The sequence below is a fragment of the Vibrio sp. AIC-3 genome (genome assembly GCF_013114515.1).
Taxonomy (GTDB): Bacteria; Pseudomonadota; Gammaproteobacteria; order Enterobacterales; family Vibrionaceae; genus Vibrio; species Vibrio crassostreae_C.
Map to the genome: position 1 here is coordinate 1 of NZ_VTXG01000036.1, position 19,300 is coordinate 19,300.

The 19,300-nt window shown below is 44.0% G+C and carries 9 protein-coding genes and 1 pseudogene; 4 read left to right on the forward strand and 6 right to left on the reverse strand.

Going from position 1 to position 19,300, the window contains the following annotated elements; genetic code table 11:
• Positions 1–126 precede the first annotated feature (126 nt).
• Positions 127–4,395 (reverse strand): NACHT domain-containing NTPase, encoded by a 4,269-nt coding sequence (locus F0229_RS19215; protein WP_148668791.1) that lies wholly within the window; start codon positions 4,393–4,395, stop codon positions 127–129.
• Positions 4,396–4,509: 114 nt separating this feature from the next.
• Between F0229_RS19215 and F0229_RS19220 the strand changes: the two are divergent.
• A pseudogene (locus tag F0229_RS19220) lies at positions 4,510–5,435 on the forward strand (IS3 family transposase); the annotation flags it as partial.
• A gap of 43 nt (positions 5,436–5,478) precedes the next feature.
• Here the strand turns inward: F0229_RS19220 and F0229_RS19225 are convergent.
• The 5 genes from F0229_RS19225 to malT all read right to left on the reverse strand — a co-directional run bounded on the left by F0229_RS19225 (position 5,479) and on the right by malT (position 11,514).
• Positions 5,479–5,937 (reverse strand): copper chaperone PCu(A)C, encoded by a 459-nt coding sequence (locus F0229_RS19225; RefSeq protein WP_017061862.1) that lies wholly within the window; start codon positions 5,935–5,937, stop codon positions 5,479–5,481.
• An 83-nt stretch (positions 5,938–6,020) separates the two neighbouring features.
• Entirely contained in the window at positions 6,021–6,617 is a 597-nt protein-coding gene (locus F0229_RS19230; protein WP_004732104.1) for an SCO family protein, read from the reverse strand.
• On the reverse strand, positions 6,614–7,054 hold the full coding sequence (locus tag F0229_RS19235; protein ID WP_171733482.1) for a hypothetical protein: 441 nt from the start codon (positions 7,052–7,054) through the stop codon (positions 6,614–6,616). Before F0229_RS19235 ends, F0229_RS19230 begins: the two co-directional genes overlap by 4 nt.
• Positions 7,055–7,257: 203 nt before the next feature.
• Complete coding sequence (locus F0229_RS19240; RefSeq protein ID WP_171733483.1) at positions 7,258–8,178, reverse strand: DUF368 domain-containing protein; 921 nt, start codon at positions 8,176–8,178, stop codon at positions 7,258–7,260.
• Between the two features lie 627 nt (positions 8,179–8,805).
• On the reverse strand, positions 8,806–11,514 hold the full coding sequence (malT, locus tag F0229_RS19245) for an HTH-type transcriptional regulator MalT (RefSeq protein ID WP_171733484.1): 2,709 nt from the start codon (positions 11,512–11,514) through the stop codon (positions 8,806–8,808).
• Between the two features lie 567 nt (positions 11,515–12,081).
• Here malT and F0229_RS19250 point away from each other — a divergent pair.
• The 3 genes from F0229_RS19250 to glgB all read left to right on the forward strand — a co-directional run bounded on the left by F0229_RS19250 (position 12,082) and on the right by glgB (position 19,257).
• On the forward strand, positions 12,082–14,535 hold the full coding sequence (locus F0229_RS19250; RefSeq protein ID WP_017068933.1) for a glycogen/starch/alpha-glucan phosphorylase: 2,454 nt from the start codon (positions 12,082–12,084) through the stop codon (positions 14,533–14,535).
• 185 nt (positions 14,536–14,720) lie between these two features.
• Complete coding sequence (gene malQ / locus F0229_RS19255; protein WP_017067441.1) at positions 14,721–16,901, forward strand: 4-alpha-glucanotransferase; 2,181 nt, start codon at positions 14,721–14,723, stop codon at positions 16,899–16,901.
• A gap of 175 nt (positions 16,902–17,076) precedes the next feature.
• The gene (glgB, locus tag F0229_RS19260; protein ID WP_017067442.1) at positions 17,077–19,257 is read left to right on the forward strand and encodes a 1,4-alpha-glucan branching protein GlgB; all 2,181 of its coding nucleotides are present in this window, start codon (positions 17,077–17,079) and stop codon (positions 19,255–19,257) included.
• Positions 19,258–19,300 lie beyond the last annotated feature (43 nt).

Consider the following 19,300-nt stretch of genomic DNA (forward strand, 5'->3'; position numbering starts at 1 on the left):
GTGATATCAGGAACTGTGCGCCTGTTGGTGACGTTCACCTAAATCCAGAAAGAGAAGCTGCTTAATAAGTAAGCAAATGATGACAACTACCTTGAAAAACACCGGTATGCACTCGATTAGGTTAATCTAATTTCCTAAGTTATTTCTTCGCATTAGGTCGATTCCAATAATTTGAATATCTGATACATTCGGGTATTTGCTAGATATTGCTTTCCAATGCTGCTCAAGTTTAGAAATTAGTTCGGAAAAGCTCTTTGCATTTCCGTTGGGTAACTTCCAATCAGTTCTTTTCTTTCTCAAGACAAGTAAAAATATCCCTTTATCAGACCGACAGTCCCTTAGATAATCACGACATAGTTGGTTTTCAAGACGTTCAGCTAAGTGTGGCCCTGTCCAGTTTTCTGCTAGCTTTAGTTCAATAGGTACTGGTGCATCAAAACCATTACCATGAAACCTTATATCGGGCCTTTTTTCATCAGCCATCTCTTCTTCCTGAGGCACGCTATATCTACCATTAGCTTTGCTGCGTAGTATGTAAGCAATGAAGTTTCGCATTTCAGTCTCTTTTTCAACCTTTTGAAGAGTTTTAGCTATACTGTCATCACCCTCCTCAAGATCGTATTTGAGGTCTTTTAGCCTAAGAGCTGCCAACTCTGCTAGTTCAGCATGGTTTTTTGGAGTGCGCTCTAGGTTATTTTGAAAATCTAATACTTGCTGAGACTGCCATGGTCCAGTTTCACAATCAATTTCAGCGTGAACCTTAACTTTTTCTAACATCCAGTTTCTGGAATATGGGTCAGGGTGTGTAAGTGCCAATTGCTTCATTTCATAAAATGCATCTTTTCCTTTTAGTGAGTCTAGTTCACGAAACAAAAGTTCTCTTGCATCTTGGGCATCATCTCGCAATGTAGGGCTGAACACACCACCACCACTACGATTTAGATCATCCTCAGGGCGTATATATTTGTGCATTAGTAGATATAGTCGACTCAGGTACATTGGTCTTTTGAAGTCATTTCTCTCATGAGTGATTCTAGTTCGACGATCTCCGAGCAGACTAGTTAAGAACAGCATAGCAAACTGCTCTTGTTCACTCTCAAATTGGGACAGCTTGCTTTCTAAGCTTTCTATTGCGCTTGAAGGTTCAACAGCGACCCAAACTGCATACCAACGAGCAAGATGCGAATAGGCCTTTAATTGCTTACATTTTTTAGACGCTAACTTTTCAAGAACATCTGACTTAACATTTGAGCTCATCACAATTTTAAGCAATTTATCTAAGCTTCCCAGGTTCTTGGGTTCTTTCTTTATAAAAGAGAGAATTCGCGGCGAGATGGAGTCCCAGCACCAATCACCAGTCCAGTTAACTTTATCTAGGATATAATTAAACTGACTAGATTCCGTCTCCACCTGTAATTGAAACTCTATCTGTTTCCAAATAAAGTTGGATACTTTTTGAGGGTGAGCACTAAATACCTTAGGAAACCAAGTCGGGAATCCATTAAGTTCGAAGGACGCATATCTACATGCCAACTCGACTTCTTCGGGAGTAAGCGACTTTACCCAGTCTATGTTTTCGTGAGCTTCTATTTCTAAACCGGTAAGGCCGAAAATCACGTCACCTTTTGTACTATTAAAATCAGCACCTTCTGAACGTATCTGTGGCTTGAAGTTGCGCCAAAAGTTAGTGGCCCCATTCCGATAGTATTCAGCGACTTTTGTGCCATACTCTGTCTTCAAAGAAGACCAGTTATAGTTAGTCCAGCGTGCGGAAGAATCATCAGACTTCTCTGTTTGATGGTGCAGATACCATAATGCATTAGTAAGAACTCCAGGGCTCTTTGTTTGCTCAGTTTTGATTCTCTGTAAGTTAACATTTAGCCAGGTTTTCCAGTCATCGTGGTATTTCTTGTCTTTGTCCTCGCGCGCTCTTCGTTTTATTTCCCATTTTTTTTCTTGTTCTTGGTGTTTAAGTTCTTCTTGGGTAGGGAGAGGCGGTGTGACTAATAGGGACAAGCAGTTTAGAAGCTCTGGGGTTTCGGATATACCCTCTTGAATTTTGTTTAGCCAAGCCGTTTGTTTTCCAGATGACTTGTATAAGTCGAAGGCTAAAGATAAGACGATTCTTTTGTCATCGAGCGTCTTCCTGTTGTTTAGCTCACTTAGTACCTTGTCAAAGTCATTAACCCCAAAGCTCCAATACTTTCCATAAAGAGTAGCTTGCCTATAATTTTGTACTTCCCACTTTACATTTTCTCTTGTTTGTTCAATGGAAGCCCAAAAGAGAGTCCAATTCAACTCACTCCACTCAGGTATTTTCTTGGCAAAATCTTCCTTAACCTCATCAATACCTCTTATGTCGTACTCTCTAGCTACCGAAATCATTTGAAGCAACTCAATCACGTTAGGTTTGAGAGCTAAAGAATTCTGTTCATTAATAAGTCGGTCAATTAAGCATGCTGCAAGGGGAAGTAACCATGCATACCTTTTCGAAATGGAATAGCGCCAAGTATCATGAAATGGTTCTGTTCCAACGAGTTCTTTTATTTTAGTGATGACAAACCAACACTTATCAGCATCTGCTTTTCTTAAAGTATGAATCAGGCTCTCGCCTAATCTGTCATATGTATACTCTTTTGCTGGAGCAAGTTGTTTAAAGCAAGCTATTAACCAATTCAAATTCTTTTCGTTTATTTCTAAGTCTTCAATTAGGTCTGACAGTATTTCTCTGCTTAACTTGGAGTGACTCTCAAGATAGTAATCTCTGAGCATCTCTATAGTCTCAGGAGAGCAAACTACCATAGCGGCTCTTATGGCAGAGATGTGGGTGTACTTTTCAAAATGTAGTGTTTTTATCGCTTTGATGACCTCGTTTTCGAGCCCTTTGATTTTACCTGTCCAAATCATTCTTAACAGTAACCCGACGACATCTTCATTGTCGAAATACTCTTCAAGAAGTAATTTTATATGTGTAGTTAAATCGTGGCTAGCAAAACGCTGAATTGCACTAATATCATATTGAAGTTGCCTGGAATCTTTTTTAGCTAATTCCTCGCACACATCTCGTAATATTTTTTTACGTACTTCCAAGTTAAGTTGACTAGGGTCACCACCTTCGAAAAATACCTTAGAGTCTACTTGGGATACTCGTTCACGGATGCTTTCATTCCAGATGACTAACCATGGGAGAATAGGTCTTAATGAAGGGGTTATTACTTCAATATCGTACTGCGTTTTAAAAAATAGAGATTCTATGTGTGCCTGAGAAGAGTTCTGAGATAGCAGGGCATTGAACCACTTTGCTGTAAGGAATTCTCTGACTGAACGATGATGGAAGCGCACAGCACCGTATATTGCTTCATCAAAAATAGGCCTTTTAAGTAGATTCAGGATCTGATTGCCATTCCAATCACGCAGAATTGAAGTAGATGAATTACCGAAAAAGTGTGTAGAACCTTCAGGGAGCTCGATGTGCGGTACTATTGTCAGGGTGGATACCGCAGCTAGGGTTTGAGCTTTTGAATATAACTCCTCCAGTGATAATTCGCTTGCTTCAACCCTGTCGAGAGAGCGCTCAGACAATTTTCTTTGAATATTGTCTTCCATTAACTCCATCCGTGTACCGAGTTTATTATGAACTTTCCAATATTCGATAAGGTCTATAAGATCTTGAGGGCGGGTCGTAAATCTCCAAGCATCAACTCGCTCAATATCATTAAGTAGCTTAGATGGATCTCTAATACCTTTCGCTTCCGCAAATAGTTTTATCTGTTCACGGCTCAATTCAACCAATTGGTAGAATTTGAACTCAGTACTTAACGTTGAGTCAGAAGTAGAAGCGCTATCGCTTGGGTTCTGGGCATCTTTAGCATTGCCTTTCTGGCTTTGTTTTAATGGAAGCATTGAATCGCATAAGAGCAAATCACTTTTAGGACGCCATGCAGATGTTCTTCCTGTTAAAATAATATGCACACGATCTAGAGCAGTAGTTAGTCGCCTAGAGATCTTTTTTATTGCTCGCTCAAAATCTTTTGGGTCAGACAGTCGTGCTTCATCGATAGAGTCTAATAATAGCCAACCTTCATTTTCTGAACTTATCCAAGAGATAAATTCTTCATAAGTACCAAGCTCAAAAGCGTCTTCAAGATCGCCGGTAAGGTCTTCTAGTCGAATAAAAAATGCAGGGAGATTTTTTGAGCGAAGTTTATTTGTTAGAGATTTAAGCTCTTCTGTTTTACCTGTTCCTGCTTCTGATAAGATAACCGTCCGATATTCATTTGTAATATCTTGTAAACCAATGCTTCCATAGCTTCCCCATCCTAGAGTCAAATCACTTTCTTCATTTAATTTGTCTATGGGAATTTGTTTTAGTTTCCGCTTTAAGTCGATATACACTGACATGACCTTATACTTGCATTAATTGACTGATCTTCTTCCCTACAAAGCTCTATAGTCAACTTGTTACTTAAAAAAGTTAGCGCTCTGACAACATTAATTGATATAAGAGGTGTCGATATTCTTGACGCTGAGCATGGGATGTCGCTAAGAAAAAAGTATATAGCGAAGGAGCAAGAAGCCTTCAAAAAGAGAGGAAAGTAAGCTTAAGTAAAGCTTGCTCATTGCTCGATATATCTCGTCAATATGTCTATCAGATAGAAAAACGTAAGAAAACTCGTCAGGCTGAGCTTGCCCCAGTGAAAGGAATGGTCCTTGAACTAAGACGCTTCATGCCTCGATTAGGAACTCGTAAGCTCTATTTCTTATTGAAACCTAAGCTGATAGCTATGGGAATAAAACTTGGGCGTGATGCTTTGTTTGATTACCTCAGAGAAGAGCGCTTACTCGTTAAGCCAAAACGGAGTTATACCAAAACAACGAACAGCAGGCACTGGATGAAAAAACATCCGAACTTGCTAAAAGAAGTTGTTCCTTCAAAACCCGAAGAGGTTCTGGTGAGCGACATCACTTATGTTCAATCGAACGAGGGCGTTCACTACTTGTCATTGGTTACAGATGCTTTCAGCCGTAAAATAATGGGGTATGAAGTCAGCAATGAAATGAAAGCGAGCGATGTTGTGAAGGCTTTAGATATGACGGTAAAAACTCGATGTTATCGTCATGCGACAATCCATCACTCAGATAGAGGGCTTCAGTATTGCTCAAACCTCTATCAAGAGAAACTTAAAAAGTATGGCATAACACCATCAATGACAGATGGTTATGACTGTTATCAAAACGCTTTAGCTGAGCGGGTCAATGGTATCCTCAAGCAAGAGTTCTTGCTTACTCAGTGCAAAGATCTTCGCGAGTTGAAAACACTTGTTGAAGAGTCGATATATACGTACAACGAAATGAGGCCACATCTCAGCCTAGGTATGAATACGCCAAATAAGATGCATGAAAAAAGCCAGCAACTTGCGTTACTGGCTTACTAAAATCGTCAACGTATTTTAGGACGAGACACAATTATGAATACGATTAATGATGATCGTGATTCATCTTCTTCATGCCGCTCATCACTTTCTTAACCGGCGCATCGAAGGTCTGTGTTTCACCATTGGCGAAAGTCAGTGTCATCTCGATTTGCTCACCTTCTTTTAGGCTGCTTGCTAGGTCGAACAACATGATGTGTAGGCTACCAGGTTTAAGTACCGCTTCACCGTTCGCAGGAATGGTGATTTCTTGAACTTGGCGCATTTTCATAACATCGCCATCCATGATTACATCATGAAGTTCTACTTTACCTGCTGCAGGTGTTGTTGCAGAAACAATAGCGCGATCTTTATCGCTGTGGTTCATCAGAGTAGTGAACACCGCGCTGTTCACTGCTGAAGGCGGTGTTGCACGAGCGTACGCGTCATGAACCATAATATCGCTACTAGCCTGAGCAAAAGGGGTGAGCAATAAGCCTGCTAGAGCAAGTGCTTTTAACTTCATGTTGTTGTCCTTAATTTTTATGTTTTTGGTCTGGGACCTGACTTTTTTAGAACTTTATTGAGTAAGTTCTTTGTTTTTACGTTTTACTGCGTCAGCTTGTTGATAGCCTCAACAATTGGCGCTGGCGTCAACGTGTGCGGTACTTTGGTAATCAAGGTACCGTCGGGCTTTAAAAAATAAAAATATGAGCTGTGGTCTAGGGTGTATTCCAACTCTGAACCTTCAAGCTTGGTCTTTCTGAAAATAACGCCGTAGTTGTGTGCAAGCGTGGTTGTCACATCCAAAGGACCACTTAATCCTTCCATCATTGGGTGGAAGTATTGTGCGTATTCGTATGAGGCTTCTGCTGCATCACGCTCAGGGTCGAGAGAGACAAACATCGGGCGAATCTTGGCTTTTGCTTCATCAGAGACTTGGTTAAGTGCTCCGGCCAACATAGCCAAAGAAGTGGGGCACACATCTGGGCAGCGTGTGAAACCGAAGTAAACGATACGAATTCTGTCATCGGTTTGGTCAAAGATTTCCGTTGGTTGGTTGTCTTTGCCGAAAAGAGTCGTTGCGGAGAACTCTTGTTTTGCAGCGTGTTGTTCTTGAACTTCGTTTTGCCCATCAAGATAGCTTTTGACACCAAAGCCAAGTACAAAAGCGACAACCAATGCTAACGACCAATTTCTACTCATCTTGCCATCCTTATTGCAGGGTTTACAGTATCGACACCATCAGTGAGTTCACCGATCCATGTCATTTTATCTAAAGTACATACAGGTAAAATCACATCACCTTCATAGGTATTGTTGCCAATGCTCTTTAATTGAAAACGCGCTGATCCCATTTCCATTTCTAAACCTGTGAGCGATAACACCAGTGTCTCAGATGCAGCACCTTCCCAAACTACCTTTATCTTTGTGGGTAGAAGAGGTTGCGCGGTTTCTCGGTCAAGCGACATTGAAATGGATTCCTGCTCACACGATGTGGTTGAAAGCATGCAGTAATCATCTAAGTTGACGTCGGCAGTTGAGTGCTCCATCGCTGATTTAAACTGCTGAATTGCTTGCGGCCCATAAAAGCCTGCCACGAGAGCGATCCCAACAGCAGCAACCTTTAATGCAGAGTGCATGTCGTGTTCTCATTTAATTTTATAAGAGCGGCGATGTTATCACACCCCTCAATACGTGCTTGTATCAAAAAGCAATTTTGTGCGTATGGTAGAACTAAAAAAGCGAAGCCATTGGCTTCGCTTTTGTCTGTTTAATAGATATGTGAGCTTAGTATTTCTAAGTTCTATCCATTTTGAACATGTTCCAGAAATACGTTGAATGATTAGTCAGCGTTACGCTCTGCGAACTTCTCCAGGCCTAAAACCAATGCAATCGCAGCAAACATCATCACAATCGCCATGACCAACTGAGAAGGCTGAGAGGTTACCGCTTCAAAATCAAACGGTGATAGGTTTTCTTGAATCAGAGGAACTTGTTCACCTTTTGAGTTTGTGCGCCAGCTGATGGTCTCTTTCCAAGGCCAGATCTTAGGCAGCGTACCGATCATCAAACCGGTTAAGAATACCAATGTGAAGTCGCGGAATGAACGCAATAGCCAAGACAGTACATGTGAGAAAGTCAGCAGTCCGATCACACAGCCCGCAAGGAATAGCGCAAGTACATCGACTTGAAATGATTTAACGGCGCCAAGCAAGGGGCCATACATGCCAATCAGGAGCAGAATAAAGCTGCCTGAAATACCGGGTAAAATCATCGCGCAGATAGCAATCGCACCCGCAATCAATACGTTGATGCTGGTTGGTTCCATTTGCAGCGGTTTAAGCACGGTAATGCTATAAGCGAAAGCAACGCCAAGCAGCAAAAACACGAAGCGAATCATATCGCGTTTCTCTACTTGCTTAAGAATATGGAAAACCGAGACCAAGATCAGGCCGAAGAAGAAAGACCACAGTGGAACAGGGTGGGTGACTAATAACCAAGAAATCAATTTTGCGAATGTCGCAATGCTCGTGAATACGCCCGCGAACAGTGAAATTAGGAAGAAACCATTGATGTGATTAAACGCGGCTTTGAAGCCTTCGCGTTTCCATAAGCCAAGTACGCTAGGGTTAATTCTGCGAATGCTTTCTAGCAGCGTATCGTAGATACCAGTGATGAATGCGATGGTTCCGCCCGACACGCCAGGTACAACGTCTGCTGCGCCCATTGCCATGCCTTTGAAAAAAGTACTTAAGTAGTTCATTGCTTCATAGAGTTGAGGATGATTTTGTGCAGTATACAAACTTTAGTGTAAAAAAAGTATGAATATGCTTTTGGGGAAGGGCTTTTATTACTCTATTAATTGTAAGGCAATAAGTTGAAGTGAATATTTGCCTAACATTTAGATAACAACCACTTAGTGATTTGTCATTAAGAGCAGAGATGAAACTGATCCCTTATCGATATTGCATCTTGGTTGCAATATGCAAATGCACTTTGCAATTCGCATGACAAATTCATGGTTTTTATGCGATGCAGGGCTTATAAAACGTCGAATAAAAGTTGGCACACTAACTGCATTATATACATTGACCCTTCTTAAGCCGAGGGTCACCTAGCCAACTGACGTTGTTAGTGAACTTATGATTTGTTCACAAATATATAGAGCCAATCGCGATTATTGCGGTTGGCTATTTTTTTGCTTGTCATTTGGTGATTGTCTTTTTTCATTTCCCGTTCCTACACTTTTAGGCTCTAAACTTCAGATGAAAAAAAGCCAGCCACCATAGGTGACTAGCTTAAACTTTTCTCGAATCTCGAATCTCGAATCTCGAATCTCGAATCTCGAATCTCGAATCTCGAATCTCGAATCTCGAATCTTGAATCCGTTTTAGTACCCCATCAACTGCAGCAAGTTCTCCGCTGTGCTGATTGCTTCTTTACGGTTAGCAATGTTGAGCTTTTGGTAAAGGTTACGGATGTGAGTCTTGATTGTGGTACCCGCTACATCGAGTTCTTGAGCGATCTGCTCATTACTGAATCCTGAGTAGATCAGACCAAGTACTTGCCATTCACGCTGGGTGAGTGGGCTAGTACGCACAAGCTCAGGAATGTTCGGGTGATTAACCAAGTTCTCAACAAAGTCTTCATCGAAGTGAACCGAGCGGCTGCGTTGGGTCGCGGAAATATCTTTCATGATTTGTTGTGCGCGGTGACGTTCTAAATCACCTAAGCCTGGCTTGTTGCTCAACTTATCCAAGATATGCCCGATAGTCCCACCGTCTACCAAGAAGTTACCGACCATACCGGTTTGGTTAGTCATATGAAGCGCTTCTTCGAGTAGTATTCGTGCGCTGTCTTCATCGTTAATTTGTGTACGTAACACGGCTTCAACGATCAAGTTGCGGTTGGTGTCTGTAATCAGGTGCGAACGCTGGGCTTCACTCTTAAGGAAAGTCAGCGCTTCTTCTGCGTCTTCATACTGCTCAAGGATGATGTGAGCACGAACGATGTTTCGCCACTGAAGTTGGCAGAAGTGGTTACTTGCCGATTCAGGTCGAACAGCCACACTCAGCCAATCACGGATAGCTTCTTTATCGCCTTTTACTTGCCAGAACAGAATCAAAGAAAGAGAAGCATTTGCCGTCCAATCTACGTGGTAAGTCGATTGACGCAATAGGTGCTGAATCTGGTCGATAAATTTCGACGCTTTATCAATCTCACCACGGCTCAATGAAATACGAGCCAACATAGAATAGCTGTGCAGGTGTTTACTCGGAGAGTGGTGACCAAGGATATCTAAGCCTTTGTAGCAACACTCTTCCGCTTCATCTAGTCGGTTCCAACACCAGAAGATCTGAGCGCGAACACGCAGCAAGAATTCGTGCAGAGGTACGTATTGCAGCTGATGTTCTTCAATCAATTTGAATGCACTGTCTTGTAGCTCAAATGCAGCTTGAACATAACCTTGAGCAATCAAGATTTCGCTTTGTTGCAGAATCGCCCACAGAGCCTGATGGTAAACCTGATACTGACGTGCCAGTTTTTCTGTTTGTTGCATCATCGGTAGCGCACGGCTTAGGTTACCCATTACGTGATTCACTTCGCCCACAACCGAGGTTGCGACAATGCGGCTACGATAAACGGTGGTGTTCAACTGACTCAACGAAAGCTCAGCCAATTCCAATGCTTTCTCAGGCTCATTGCTGTTGATGGCAACTTGTGCGCGTAAGGCGTTGTATTGGCCTTGCTGCTGAGTATCGAGTTCAATGTTTCGCGCTTGATATTGAGTCTCAGCCTCTTCCAACAAAGTACCCACTTGGTCATAACGGTGCTGACTTTGTGCAAGCCAAGCGCGCAACATCGAAAGCTTTGGCTCACTGTATAGTTGATCTGTGGTTAGCTGTTTGATCGCCATTTCTAATGACGAAAGCTCACCTTGGTTGAACATCGGCCAACCGTGCTCAGTCAGGATTTGAATGATCAGTTCTGGATCTTCAGCGCGCTGTGCGTGACGTAGTGCTTGGTGTGGTGTGTTTTGCTTGATCCACGCTTTTGCAGCACTTCGATGCAGTTCAGCTTCTTGCTGAGGAATTCGAGCTTGGCGCTCATGTGCGAGGAATTCACCAAACAAGTTATGGAAGCGATACCAGTTCTTTTCACCTTCAAGCGGGTAGATGAACAAACCAAAACGGTTGAGTGATTCGATCATACCTAACGCATCTTCACGCTGTGTAAGTGCACACACAAGCTCATCGTTGAAGTGATCAAGCACAGAACATTGCATCAAGAACTGTCGGGTTTCTTTGTCTAGCAGGTCGAATACTTCTTCAACCAAGTAGTCCCAAAGATGGGCGTGGTTAAAGTGAGAGAATGACTCTGCGGACTGTGCAAGAGTGCGTTTTTGGTGTTGTGCTTGTAGCGCGATAAGTTGTAGTGCAGAAGGCCAACCTTCTACATAACTACAAATGCTATCTGCCGTGGTGTCATCAATGCCGTCGGCTACGCGTTGGTTGAAAAAGCGTGTGGTTTCTTCGGTATCAAACGCCAACGAGTCATTACCTAATTCGATCATTAAGTCACGAACGCGCAGGTTTGCTGTACCAAGTGGTGGCGTACCACGACTGGTGACAACCATCGTTAGGTTATCGGGCATGTGTTTGAGGAAGAAGCGCATGGCTTCGTGGATGTCGTCATTGTTGACCAAGTGATAGTCATCCAACACCAGAAAGCACTCGTGATGGAATTCCGACATCTCGGCAAATACTTCACTTAATAAAGAATGCAGCGATGAAAACTGTCGCTTTTCTGCCAGTTTTTGGGCATTCGGACAGGCATTTTGAGTCGCTTTATTAAGTGATTGAAGTAGGTAGTTGATAAAGCGGAAGGCATCATTGTCGCTATCATCAATGCTGTACCAACCCACATTAGGTTTATCTACCAACCATTGTGCAGCCATGGTGGTTTTGCCGTAGCCCGCTGGAGAGCGGAACAACACAAGCTTATAGCAATCTGCATTGTGAAGCAGATCGAGAACCCTAGGTCGTAGGATTGCATTATGTAAGCGGCCGGGACGAGTCAGTTTCGAAGGGATCCACATATCGAAGTTTTACACCTATTCCGTGGCTATGTTCTGGAATATCCCAATCTATCGTTGAGTGCACTCCAATGACATGAGCCTAATTACTTAAGTCTTTACTCATATTACGTGAAGCCAAACGTTACCGACTACGATCCTCCTCAGAAACCTTGCACTCCTGCATGTTTTTGGGTGTCTACGCCCTTTATTTGAGACTTTGCTCACGTTGCGGGTTGGTTTGTGAATGTGACTTCGTTCATCCCTACACGGAAATCAATGCAAAAGATGAGAGTTGGAAATTATTTTCGTGATCTGAAACTCAGATTTGGCAATGACTTTAAATGGGTTAAATAAAAGTCACATCAATTGAAGTTAAGTTATCGAACGGGAGCTTGTGATCTTAGTCACTCCAAGTTTTTGTTCGCAGTCAGAACATGAGAGTCAGATCACTAACCCTAAGTCGGTACGCCCCCTACGCCCTCCCATCTACTCCTAGTCAGTTGCATTAGCGGGAGGATGTTTAGTTTATGGTGACCATGCACGATATGTCACAGATGAATTAGAACTATTAAAAGCGAGATTTCTGAAATGAAACCAACTCAGCAAAAAACTTTCGATAAAGTGTCATTCCAAGAGAGTGTTAAGAAACATTTATCTGCAACCTACGCAACAACGATTGAAAACGCAGATAGCCGCGCATGGTACCTAGCAATGGGGCGTGCGCTAGCAGAACTCACAACATTTGATCTGTTAGAAACTGAAAATGACGAAAAAATTAAGAACGCGAAGAGCGTTAACTACCTTTCATTAGAGTTTTTGATTGGTCGTTTAACCGGTAATAACCTGATCAGCATGGGTCTGTATGAACAGATCACTCATGCAATGGAAGAGCTAGGTCAAAACCTAACTGATCTTCTAGAAGAAGAGCGCGACCCATCACTAGGTAATGGTGGTCTTGGTCGTCTAGCCGCTTGTTTTATGGATTCTTGTGCCGCTCAAGAATACCCAACAGTAGGCTACGGTCTTCACTACGAATACGGTCTATTCAAACAGTCTTTCCAAGACGGTCGTCAGCAAGAAGCACCTGACGCATGGCGTGGTGTTGAAGGTTACCCATGGGAAGTAGCTCGTCCAGAACTAGCACAACACATTGGTTTTTACGGTCATGTAGACGTTGAATTCATCGACGGTAAAGAAGTACGTACTTGGGTTCCAGGTATGGAAGTAAAAGCAATGCCTTGGGATCTACCAATCGTAGGTTACGAGTCAAGCACGGTTTACCCGCTGCGTCTTTGGGAATGTCAGGCAATTGCACCATTCTCACTAGCAAGCTTCAACAACGGTGATTACTTCGAAGCGCAACACTCGCTAATCGATGCAGGTAACATCACTAAGGTTCTTTACCCGAACGATAACCACGAGAAAGGTAAGACACTGCGTCTAATGCAGCAGTACTTCCATTCAGCAGCATCGGTTCGCGATATTCTACGTCGCCACGAAGCAGCAGGTTTCTCTCTAGAAGATCTGCCTAAGCAAGAAACGATTCAGCTGAACGATACACACCCAACGATCGCGATTCCTGAGCTAATGCGCATCCTGATTGACGAGAAAGGTCTATCTTGGGATCAAGCATGGGAAATCAGTGCTCACACGTTCGCTTACACGAACCACACACTACTTCCAGAAGCGCTAGAGACTTGGTCTGAATCTTTAATCAATCGTCTTCTTCCACGTCACATGGAAATCATCTTTGAAATCAACCACCGCTTCATGCAAGAAGTTCGCAAGATGTGGCCTGGTGATGGTGAGAAGCAAGCGAAGCTTTCTATCATCCAAGAAGGTTTCCACCGTATGGTTCGCATGGCAAACCTATGTGTGATTGGTTCTTACAAAGTAAACGGTGTAGCTGCGCTTCACTCTCAACTGGTTAAGAAAGACTTGTTCCCTGAATTCAACGAAATCTTCCCAGGTAAACTGACTAACGTAACGAACGGCATCACGCCACGTCGTTGGTTGAAGTTCTGTAACCCAGGTCTATCTGCGCTAATCACGGGTAAGATCGGCACTGAATGGCCAGCAAAACTTGAGCAGCTAGAAGGCATCGCTAAGTTTGCAACAGACGCGAAATTCCAAAAAGAATTCATGGCTGTTAAGAAAGAAAACAAACAGCGCCTAGCTGATTGGGTTCAAGAGAACATGGGTATCGAGCTAGATACTAACGCTATCTTTGACGTTCAAATCAAACGTCTTCACGAATACAAGCGTCAGCACCTAGATTTGCTACACATTCTATCTCTGTACCACCGTATTCTTAACGAACCTGGTTTCGAGTGTGAGCCACGCGTATGTTTCTTCGCAGCGAAAGCAGCACCGGGTTACCACCTAGCGAAAGAGATCATCTTCGCGGTTAACAAGATTGCAGAGAAGATCAACAACGACCCTCGCATCGGTAACAAACTGAAAGTGGTATTCATTCCTGACTACCGTGTAAGCATGGCTGAAATCATCATCCCTGCAGCAGACGTTTCTCAGCAAATCTCACTAGCGGGTAAAGAAGCATCTGGTACGGGCAACATGAAGATGGCTCTAAACGGCGCGCTAACTATCGGTACGATGGATGGTGCAAACGTTGAGATTCGTGAAGAAGTGGGTGATGAAAACATCTACATCTTCGGCCTAGACGTTGATGGTGTTCAAGCTCTGAAAGCTCAAGGCTACAACCCATACGACTACTACAATGCAGACCCACTACTGAAAGCATCTCTAGACCTACTGACTGGCGATGAGTTCACTCCAGGTCAACCAGGCCTTCTACGTGCAACGTTTGATAGCCTGCTAGACGGTGGTGACCCTTACCTATGTCTTGCTGACTTCGCATCTTACGTGAAAGCGCACGAAGACATGGGCACGCAATACAAAGACCAAGCAGGTTGGGCTAAGAAAGCAATTCTTAACACAGCATTGGTTGGTAAGTTCACATCAGACCGCTCTATCCGCGACTACGTGAACAACATCTGGAAACTTGAAGCGGTTAACCGTTAATACTTCCAAAGTAGCCAAGGCAGTTTCTGCCTTGGCTCAATTAGCTTGTGAGCAAACGAAAGGCTTAAAGGTTTCGTTTATAAACAAGCTGCTTACAAACCGATTGTCACAAGCTAATTGATTAGTAAAAATTAAATTAACAACCCTACAAAATAGAAAGCGTCAGAACGTTTTCGGAGAGAGCGATGAAAGAACAGACCGTATTAAAACAAGTCGCAGAAATGGCAAACATTGCCGACAGTTACGTTAGTGCGTGGGGCGATGAAGCACAAGTATCAGACGAGACGATCACGTCTCTATTGGCTTCGTTGGGCTACGATACAAGCAGCGATGATGCACTGCTTAAGTCAGCAGAAAGAAAACACAAAAAAGATGTACTAGACCCAGTTCTTGTCTTGCGTGACGGTGAGCCAGTAGAAGTGGCGCTTAATCTAGGTGTAAGTGCTCGTGAAAGTGAGTTCAGCTGGCGCTTAGAAACCGAGCAAGGAGAGGTACTTGAAGGCTATCTTCAATCTCAAGTCATTCGTGATGAGCGTGCCGAGGGTGGCCCTTTAGTGTTTGCATTGCCAAGTGATTTGGCATGGGGTTATCACAAGCTCATTGTGAGCCGTAAGCGCCGTAAGAAGCCTTACGAGATGACACTGATTATTACGCCAAAAGCGTGTTTCAAGCAGTCACCAATCGAGCAAGGCAAAAAGCTTTGGGGACCCAGTGTTCAACTTTATACCCTAAGAACTCAGCATAACTGGGGTATTGGTGATTTCGGTGACCTAAAACAGCTTGTTGCGGATATCGCTTCTCGTGGTGGTGACTTCGTTGGTCTAAACCCCATTCACTCATTGTTCCCTGCGAACCCTGAAGGTGCGAGCCCATATAGCCCATCTTCTCGTCGCTGGTTGAACATTTTATACATTGATGTGAGTTCAGTTCCTGAATTCGCATTAAGTGCTGAAGCACAACAAACAGTCGGCAGCGCAGAGTTCCAACAGCGTCTACAAAAAGCGCGTGAAGCACACTGGGTAAACTACACCGAAGTGTCTGAGCTTAAGATGAGCATCTTGCCTCTGCTATTCGCAGAATTTAAGACTCGTCATCTAGACAAAAACAGCGACCGTGCACAAGCGTTCTTAGCCTTCGTAGAAGAGGGTGGCGATAGCCTGATGCATCAAGCGGCGTTTGATGCTCTACATGGTGAACTGCATGCAGAAGATTCTGGCATGTGGGGATGGCCGGTATTCCCTGAGAAGTACCGTACATTCGACAGCCCAGCGACACAGAAATACATCAAAGAGAACTTAGAAAACGTTCATCTGTACATGTACCTGCAATGGCTAGCAGATTGCCAGATCAACGATGCACAGTCTCTTGCAGAAGAGAAGGGCATGGCTGTTGGCCTGTACCGTGACTTAGCGGTAGGTGTTGCAGATTCAGGCAGCGAGACTTGGGCTGACGAAGGCAACCTAGTGATGGATGCGAGCATTGGTGCTCCACCTGATATTCTTGGTCCTTTGGGTCAGAACTGGGGTCTACCTCCGTTAAACCCAGAAGTGCTTCAAGAAACAAGCTACGACGCTTACATCAAGCTACTTCGTGCGAACATGAAGCACTGTGGTGCACTGCGTATCGACCACGTTTTAGGTCTACTGCGCTTGTGGTGGATTCCAAAGGGTGAGAACGCAACTAAGGGCGCGTACATCTACTACCCAGTACAAGATATGCTGTCTATTCTGGCGCTTGAGTCTCACCGTTACCAATGTAGCGTTATCGGTGAAGATTTAGGTACGGTACCGGATGAGATTGTCGACATCCTTGCAGATGCTGGTGTGCATTCTTACAAAGTGTTCTTCTTCGAAACATCAGAAGACGACGGTGGTTTCATCTCACCAAAACACTACGCATCACAATCGATGGCGGCGCTGTGTACTCACGATATGCCAACGCTTCGCGGCTTTTGGCACTGTGATGACCTAAAAATGGGCCAAGAGATTGGCTTATACCCAGATGCAGAACAATTAGAAACCTTGTTCGATGACCGCCTAGAGTGCAAGCAAGGTATCTTAGATTCAGTAGCATGGCATGGTTTCCTACCAGAAGGTGTGGGCCGCGATGCGAGCCAAGTACCGATGGACTCTTACCTTGCTGAGGCACTTCAACTGCACGTAGCGGCTGGTGGTTCAACACTACTGAGCGTTCAGCTAGAAGATTGGCTAGAGATGGACAAGCCAGTAAACATTCCTGGCACGGTTGATGAATACCCTAACTGGCGTCGTAAACTATCAATGAACTTGGACGAAATATTTGCTCACGAAGGCGTTAATCGTATCGCTTCTAAGCTGACTGACGTTCGAGAAAAAGCAGGTAAGTAATGATATTGAGTGACTTGAAATTAGGTGGTTTTTTGCTTACGCCGTACGAAACTACAACCTCGGTCACTCAATAATGAATGCTCATCTGGTAGAATAAACCGTCGTTATATTGCCCGCACTAATAGCGGGCATTTTTGTATTATGTTTTTTGGATGTTTGGTTAGGGAGAAACGTTTTGGAACTAAGTTCGATTTCAAAGCAAAAACAAATATATACCCAACTATCACAGGCTTGTTTCACAGACCCATTCGCGTTTTTAGGGCCATACCTACCTTCTGAGCAAGGTGCATTACGTGTGTGGATTCCTGGGGCAGATAAAGTCGAGTTGATTGTTGGAAAGGAACCTCGTATTGAGTTAGCGCGAGAGGGTGAAAGTGGTTTCATTCTTAAGCAAGAGAGAGACTTACGTTTCACTCACTATAAGCTTGCGGTTGATTGGGCTGGCGTAGAACAGATCATTGATGATCCGTATCAGTACCACGATCTATATGCGAGTTATGAAGATCTTCATACACCGAAAGATATGTATCATCACATGGGGGCTCAGTTTATTACGCTAGAGCGTGATGGACAGACGATTTCAGGTACGCGTTTCTTGGTGTACGCACCGCATGCAACTGCGGCAAGCTTGGTGGGTAACTTCAACGCTTGGGATGGTCGCCGCCACCCAATGCAACGCCTAGATTACGGTATGTGGGGCTTATTCATTCCTGAACTGGAAGAAGGCGCTCAATACAAGTTTGAATTAAAAGGACCAAATGGCGAAGGCTTACCACACAAAGCTGACCCATGGGGTTTCTACTCTGAGCAATACCCATCGTTCTCATCTGTAACTTACGATCACGCTCGTTACCAGTGGCAAGATACTCAATGGCAAAATCGCCCGGTAACGCAAAAGCGCAAAGAAGCGCTTTCGTTCTATGAATTGCATGCAGGTTCTTGGAAGCGTAACGCTGAAGGTGAATTCTTAAATTATCGCGAGCTTGCGGCAGAGCTGATCCCATACCTAACGGATCTTGGCTACACGCACGTTGAACTAATGCCAGTTTCAGAACATCCATTCTACGGTTCTTGGGGCTATCAGCCTGTAGGTCTATTTGCACCGACTAGCCGTTTTGGCTCTCCAGATGATTTCAAATACTTCGTCGATCAATGTCACCAAGCGGGTCTTGGCGTTGTTCTGGACTGGGTTCCTGCTCACTTCCCAAGTGATGATCACGGCCTAGCAAACTTCGATGGTACGCCATTATTCCATGATCCAGATCCACGTCGTGGTTGGCATCAAGATTGGAACTCGTACATTTACGATTTAGGCAAAGAGCATGTTCGTCGTTTCTTAGTTTCTAATGCACTGTACTGGTTCGAGCAATTTCACATTGATGGCATTCGTGTTGATGCGGTTGCTTCGATGTTGTACCTCGACTATTCGCGTAGCCATGACCAATGGATCCCGAATGCGGATGGTGGCAACGAGAACTATGATGCTATTGCTACCCTTAAGTGGATGAACGAAGAAGTGTACAAGCACTTCCCGAATGCGATGACCATTGCGGAAGAATCGACGGCGTTCCCTGGTGTTTCAGCACCGACCTTTATGGGCGGCTTAGGCTTCGGCTTTAAGTGGAACATGGGTTGGATGCACGATAGCCTGTCTTACATTCAAGAAGATCCAATCAACCGTAAGTACCACCACGATACGATTACGTTCCCGCTGGTTTACGCACACAGTGAGAACTATGTATTGTCTCTGTCTCACGATGAGGTGGTTTACGGTAAAGGTTCTATCCACAATAAGATGCCGGGTGATGAATGGCAGCAAACGGCTAATTTACGTGCTTACATGGGTTACATGTATGCGCAACCAGGTAAGAAGCTGAACTTCATGGGTGCAGAATTTGGTCAGACGGCTGAATGGAACCATGACGACCAGCTGCAATGGTTTTTGCTGGATTACGAGCGTCATCAAGGTGTTCAGCGTTTAACGAAAGACCTGAACAATCTGTACCGCTCTGAAGCTGCAATGCACGATCTTGATTTTGATCCGAAAGGCTTTGAATGGCGTCTACAGGACTCTGCTGAAGCGAGCATTCTTGCGCACGAGCGCATCAGTGAATCTGGTGAGCGAGTATTGATAGTGTCTAACTTTACGCCAGTGCCTCACGAGCATTTCCGCTTAGGTGTTCCTGCAAAAGGTGAATACGCATTGTTGTTGAATACAGACTCTGTCGACTATGCAGGCAGCGGTTTTGAAGTGAAGCAGACTGCTGAGATTGAATCTGTAGAAAGCGAAGGGCTAGACACATCGATTGAGCTGCGTTTGCCGCCGTTATCGACCGTTTTTTACAAGCTAAATTAGGTCTATAAGTTGAGCAGGTCATCGCTGCTCACTTTTCTGAAAG

Coding starts and splice junctions, on each gene's coding strand:
- malQ (WP_017067441.1), top strand. CDS start 14,721: ATGAAAGAACAGACCGTATTAAAACAAGTCGCAGAAATGGCAAACATT.
- F0229_RS19240 (WP_171733483.1), bottom strand. CDS start 8,178: ATGAACTACTTAAGTACTTTTTTCAAAGGCATGGCAATGGGCGCAGCA.
- malT (WP_171733484.1), bottom strand. CDS start 11,514: ATGTGGATCCCTTCGAAACTGACTCGTCCCGGCCGCTTACATAATGCA.
- F0229_RS19235 (WP_171733482.1), bottom strand. CDS start 7,054: ATGCACTCTGCATTAAAGGTTGCTGCTGTTGGGATCGCTCTCGTGGCA.
- F0229_RS19250 (WP_017068933.1), top strand. CDS start 12,082: ATGAAACCAACTCAGCAAAAAACTTTCGATAAAGTGTCATTCCAAGAG.
- F0229_RS19230 (WP_004732104.1), bottom strand. CDS start 6,617: ATGAGTAGAAATTGGTCGTTAGCATTGGTTGTCGCTTTTGTACTTGGC.
- F0229_RS19225 (WP_017061862.1), bottom strand. CDS start 5,937: ATGAAGTTAAAAGCACTTGCTCTAGCAGGCTTATTGCTCACCCCTTTT.